Here is a 4,463-nt window from a genome sequence, read left to right on the forward strand (position 1 = left end):
AGCGACCACCTGCTCGGTGATCGAGGTCAGCGCGCCGACTTCCTCCTGCGGCGGGGTTTCGGCAACGGCCATCAGCGTGAGCCCCCCGATCCCCAGCACCGCTACGCTCATGATCCCGATGGCGATCTTCCGCTTGCGCCAGTGGCGGTAGGGGGAACGGTCGATGAAGGGCAGCAGAAGCAGCAACAGCACGGCGGCTGCCGGAACGATCGTCGTGCCAATCCATTCCAGCTGGCCCGGAAAGTACTTGAGCATCTGGAACAGGAACAGGAAGTACCACTCGGGGCGCGGAATGTAGGAGGCGTCGCTCGGATCGGCCGGCAGCTCGCTCTTCACCCCCAGGAATGTCGCCAGGCTGATTAGGAGCAGGAACACGCCGAAGGCGACCAGCATGTCCTTGTATACGATGTCAGGAAAGAACTTCACGCCGTGCTGCTTCTCGGCGGCATAGCGCTCGTCGATCTTCTGGCGCGTCGGGTCGTCCACGGCCGGACCTTTACTCGCCCTCTCTCGGGATGTGACTGATCCCAAGACGGACCACCAGGTACAGGTGGATGCCGACCAGCGCCAGCAATGTCACCGGCAGCATCCAGATGTGGGCGCTAAAGAAGCGCGCCAGGGTCAGGGCACTCAGGCCCTCGCCGCCGCGCAGGATGCGTTCAACGAGCGGGCCGACCAGGGGCACTGTGCCGGCGATTGAGGTCCCGACCGTCGTCGCCCAGTAGGCGCGCTGGTTCCATGGCAGTAGGTAGCCGGTGAATCCCATACCCAGGGTGACCAACAGCAGGAAGACACCAGTCATCCAGGTGATCTCGCGCGGGTATTTGTAGGATCCGTAGAAGAACGTCCGCAGCATATGCAGGAACACCGTCACCACCATCAGCGTCGCCCCCCAGTGGTGGACGCCGCGGATCAGCCAGCCGAAGGCCACTTCATTCATGATGTAGTTGACGCTGTCGTAGGCTTGCTCCGGGTGTGGAACGTAGTAGACGGTCAGGAAGATCCCGGTGACGCCCTGCATCACCGCCAGGAACAGCGTAGCGCTGCCCAGGGTGAAGGCCCAGTTGACCTTGGGGACCTTGCGGTCGAGGGTGGTGGAATAGATTGTGGTCAGGCCGAGCCTGCGGTCGAGCCAGGCATACACCCGGGCGACCATCGGCTAGGCCTCCACCAGGTGAACGTACAGGATTCCCTCTTCGACCTTGTGCTCCACTGCCTGCAGCGGGCGCGGCGGAGGCCCAGAGAGCACGTGGCCGTCCTTGGCGAAGTGTCCATCGTGACAGGGGCAGGTGTAGTCCTGCGGGTCATCCTTCCAGACGACGCGGCAGGCCAGGTGGGTGCACACGTTCGACAGCACCCGGTAGCGCTCATCCGGGCTGCGCAAGACGTACATGCCGTAGCTGGTGGCGGTCGTCTCCCAGCCGATGCGTTCGGCGCGGGAGAAGGTGAACAGCGTTGGCTGGTCGATGGGGATACTCTCGACCGGTCCGAGCGGCACCCAGACGTCGGTTGGGCTGCGTTTGAGGGCGGGCGCCACCAGGTAGCCCACGGCCGGCAGGCCGATTACGGCGGTGATCGTGCCGCCCAGCACAGCCAGCATGCCGGTGACGAACTTGCGGCGGCTAAGACCTCCCGTTTCCTCCGCTCCTGCCATGCCTCTCTCGCTGACGATGGACCGCTCTCGCTCCAGGCCCAAGACTCATGCGATTCTACCAAACCGACCCAGTTTCTCGCGACGCTCAACCGCGCCGCGCCTGCCGTTATAATGAACGCCAGCGGGGGGGTGCCCGGACGCCACACGCCGAGGGAGGAGCCATAGCCGCCAGTCGACCGATCGTCCTGCGACAGGGCTACCGCTACCGGGGCAAGACCGGGATGCTGAACTGGGCGCTGCACCGCATCACCGGCCTGGGCATCGTCCTCTTCGTCGGCCTGCACGTGATCGCAGCCTTCGGCCTGCAGCAGTTCGGCAACGACCTAGCCACGGCCGTGACCGCCTTCTACGAATCCTGGCCCTTCCAGATCTTCGTCTACTTCTGCGTGCTGTTCCACGCCTTCAACGGCACCCGGGTGGCCCTGGTCGACCTGCTCCCGGCCTTGCTGCGCTACCAGCGCGAGCTGTACTGGCTGCAGTGGATCATCTTCCTTCCGGCCTACTTGCTCCCGGTTTTCTTCCTGGTGCAGACCGGCCTGGGGGGCGGCTAAGGGACGGCATGCAGCTTCCGCGCGCCACCCGCAACGCCGGCTCACTCGAATACAGCCTGTGGCTGTTCACCCGGCTTTCCGGAATGGGGTTGATGCTGTTCGCCGCCGTCAGCATGGCCGCCGCCTTCATCCTCGGCGGACGCACGCTGCTCGACCTGCCGGCCATGCTGCGCTGGATGTTCTTCCCCAATCCCAACCACGTGGTCAACAGCGACATCCCGGACGTCACGCTCGGCTGGTCGAACGCCTTCTGGCAGATCCTCGGCTTGCTGATGATCCTGCTGGCCAGCGCCCACGGCTTCAACGGGGTCCGGATGGTGCTCGAAGACTACCTGCGCAGCCCGCTGGCCGTGCTGGTCATGCGCTGGAGTCTGCTGGTGATCTGGCTGGGCTGCCTGATCGTCGCCGTGTACGTGATCCTTGCATCGTGATGCCTGCCATCCATCGGGGAGCGCCGCATGCAGCATGCGTATGATGTGGTGATTGTCGGGGGGGGCGGCGCCGGGCTGATGGCGGCGCTGTACGCCTCCGGCGGCGCCCGCACCGCCGTCCTGAGCAAGCTGTATCCGGTCCGGTCGCACACCGGAACCGCCCAGGGCGGGGTGTGCGCCGCTCTCGGAAACGAGGAAGAGGACAGCCCCGACTGGCACACCTTCGACACCATCAAGGGCAGTGACTACCTGGGCGATCAGGATGCCATCGAATTCATGTGCCATGAGGCCGTGCCCATCATCCATGAGCTGGAGCACATGGGCCTGCCGTTCAACCGCACCCCCGAGGGCAAGATCGCCCAGCGCCGGTTCGGCGGGCACACCAACAACCGCACCGGCCTGCCTGTGCGCCGTGCGTGCTACGCCGCCGACCGCACCGGGCACATGATCCTACAGACCCTGTACCAGCAGTGCATCCGCCGGCAGGTGACCTTCTTCGACGAGTTTCAGGTGCTCGATTTGCTGTTGAACGAGGGTGTTGTGTGCGGCGTGGTCTCGGTGGCGCTGGCCACGGGCGAACTGCACATCTTTCAAGCCAAGTCGGTGATCTTCGCCACCGGCGGCTACGGCCGCGCCTGGGAAATCACATCCAATGCACATTCCTACACCGGCGACGGCATGGCCATCGCCCTGCGGCGCGGCATTCCCTTGCAGGACATGGAGTTCTTCCAGTTTCATCCCACCGGCATCTTCAAGATGGGCATCCTGATCACCGAAGGCGTCCGCGGCGAAGGCGGCGTCCTGCTCAACGACCAGGGCGAACGCTTCATGGAGCGCTACGCCCCCCGGGTGAAAGACCTGGCCTCGCGCGACGTGATCAGCCGGGCGATGTACCTGGAGATGCGCGAAGGCCGCGGCATTGGCGGACGGCGCATGCTGAACCTCGACGTCCGGCCGGAGACGGTCAATCGCTATGCCGCCCTGGACGGACGCACCCGTCCCGATGGGACCGCCTACCGCGTCACCGCCGCCGAGATCCTGGCCAAGGTTCCGGACATTATCGACTTCTGCCGCACCTACCTGGGCGTCGACCCGATCACCCAGCCGATGCCGGTCCAGCCCACGGCCCACTACGCCATGGGGGGCATCCCGACCAACCGCTTTGGCGAGGTGGTCATCGACGCCAGGAACACGGTGCTGCCCGGCTTGTTCGCCGCCGGTGAGTGCGCCTGCGTCTCGGTCCACGGCGCTAACCGGCTCGGCACCAATTCGCTGCTCGACCTGGTGGTCTTCGGCAAGCAGGCGGGCCTGCGGGCTGCAGCCCATGCAACCGATACGCCCTTCACCCCGCTGCCGAAGAACCCAGAGGTCCCGGTGCTCGAGAGCCTGGCGGTGCTGCGCAACGGCGACGGAAGCGAGCGGGCGGGGCTGATCCGGCGCGAAATGCAGGAAACGATGTTCGAACAGGTGGGCGTGTTCCGCACCGCCGAGGGCATGCAGCAGGCGATCGAGAAGCTGGGGGAACTCAAGCAGCGCTACCAGCACATCCGCGTCGACGACAGCGGGGGCGTCTTTAACACCGATCTGCTGGAGGCCTGGGAGCTCGGCTGCCTTCTCGACACGGCCCAAGTAACGGCTGTCGCCGCCATCAAGCGCAAGGAAAGCCGCGGAGCGCATGCCCGCGAGGATTTCCCAAAACGCGACGACAAGAAGTGGCTCAAGCACAGCCTGGCTCGCCTGACCACCGACGGCCTCCAGCTGGGGACCAAGCCGGTGAGAATCACCAAGTACCAGCCCAGGGAACGCACCTACTAGGGCGCCATGAAG

6 protein-coding genes are annotated in these 4,463 nt (G+C 65.2%); 3 read left to right on the forward strand and 3 right to left on the reverse strand.

From position 1 onward, the window contains the following. From MUO23_00380 to MUO23_00390, 3 genes are all read right to left on the reverse strand, one after another. The coding region (locus MUO23_00380; protein MCJ7511406.1) for a hypothetical protein at nt 1-486 on the reverse strand (486 nt) is incomplete at its 3' end. 10 nt (nt 487-496) lie between these two features. After that, nucleotides 497-1,156 carry a cytochrome b N-terminal domain-containing protein gene (locus MUO23_00385; GenBank protein MCJ7511407.1) on the reverse strand — a complete coding sequence of 220 codons (660 nt, stop codon included), beginning with the start codon at nt 1,154-1,156 and terminating at the stop codon, nt 497-499. 3 nt (nt 1,157-1,159) lie between these two features. Then, nucleotides 1,160-1,654, reverse strand: coding sequence for a ubiquinol-cytochrome c reductase iron-sulfur subunit (locus tag MUO23_00390; GenBank protein MCJ7511408.1), 495 nt, complete (start codon nt 1,652-1,654; stop codon nt 1,160-1,162). Between the two features lie 47 nt (nt 1,655-1,701). Between MUO23_00390 and MUO23_00395 the strand changes: the two genes are divergently transcribed. From MUO23_00395 to MUO23_00405, 3 genes are read left to right on the forward strand one after another with little or no spacing between them, the layout of a single operon-like run. Next, the gene (locus MUO23_00395) at nt 1,702-2,205 is read left to right on the forward strand and encodes a hypothetical protein (protein MCJ7511409.1); all 504 of its coding nucleotides are present in this window, start codon (nt 1,702-1,704) and stop codon (nt 2,203-2,205) included. Between the two features lie 8 nt (nt 2,206-2,213). Continuing rightward, nucleotides 2,214-2,636 (forward strand): hypothetical protein, encoded by a 423-nt coding sequence (locus tag MUO23_00400; protein MCJ7511410.1) that lies wholly within the window; start codon nt 2,214-2,216, stop codon nt 2,634-2,636. 27 nt (nt 2,637-2,663) lie between these two features. Beyond that, nucleotides 2,664-4,451, forward strand: a complete 1,788-nt coding sequence (locus MUO23_00405) for an FAD-dependent oxidoreductase (GenBank protein ID MCJ7511411.1) — start codon at nt 2,664-2,666, stop codon at nt 4,449-4,451. Nucleotides 4,452-4,463 lie beyond the last annotated feature (12 nt).

This window comes from Anaerolineales bacterium (assembly GCA_022866145.1).
In the GTDB taxonomy this organism is placed as follows: domain Bacteria; phylum Chloroflexota; class Anaerolineae; order Anaerolineales; family E44-bin32; genus PFL42.

Bases quoted from the DNA above. Each gene is read 5' to 3' on its own strand.
- MUO23_00385 (MCJ7511407.1), bottom strand. From the start codon at position 1,156: ATGGTCGCCCGGGTGTATGCCTGGCTCGACCGCAGGCTCGGCCTGACC.
- MUO23_00390 (MCJ7511408.1), bottom strand. From the start codon at position 1,654: ATGGCAGGAGCGGAGGAAACGGGAGGTCTTAGCCGCCGCAAGTTCGTC.
- MUO23_00395 (MCJ7511409.1), top strand. From the start codon at position 1,702: ATGCGATTCTACCAAACCGACCCAGTTTCTCGCGACGCTCAACCGCGC.
- MUO23_00400 (MCJ7511410.1), top strand. From the start codon at position 2,214: ATGCAGCTTCCGCGCGCCACCCGCAACGCCGGCTCACTCGAATACAGC.
- MUO23_00405 (MCJ7511411.1), top strand. From the start codon at position 2,664: ATGCAGCATGCGTATGATGTGGTGATTGTCGGGGGGGGCGGCGCCGGG.